Annotated in this window: 1 protein-coding gene; it reads left to right on the top strand. The window is 44.6% G+C overall.

The window, feature by feature from the left end:
* Positions 1–94 precede the first annotated feature (94 nt).
* On the top strand, positions 95–298 hold a 204-nt coding region (locus P0G09_RS19075; RefSeq protein WP_275253455.1), incomplete at its 3' end, for a DegT/DnrJ/EryC1/StrS family aminotransferase.

Raw genomic sequence — 298 nt, 5'->3', positions numbered from 1 at the left:
ATGACGAATCGGACTACATAAGAAACTACGATGAGTTCTTGGAATTCGTAAAAAATTGTGGCGACACGACTGGGATTGAAGGAGAAAAAGAATCATGAATGTACCATTTGTAAGTTTTCTGCCTATGGAACATGAGCTGGATACTGAGCTGCGCGCAGCGTTTGAGCGCGTTTATGAGCGCAGCTGGTATATCGAGGGAAAGGAAGACGAAGCATTTGAAAAGGCTTTTGCAGACTTCTGCCATGTGAATTATTGTGTCAGCACAGGAAACGGCTTGGATGCGTTGATGCTTGCACTG

The organism is Faecalibacterium sp. DFI.5.82 (assembly GCF_029076575.1).
Classification (GTDB): Bacteria; Bacillota; Clostridia; order Oscillospirales; family Ruminococcaceae; genus Faecalibacterium; species Faecalibacterium duncaniae.
This window is presented reverse-complemented; position numbering and strand designations above follow the sequence as displayed.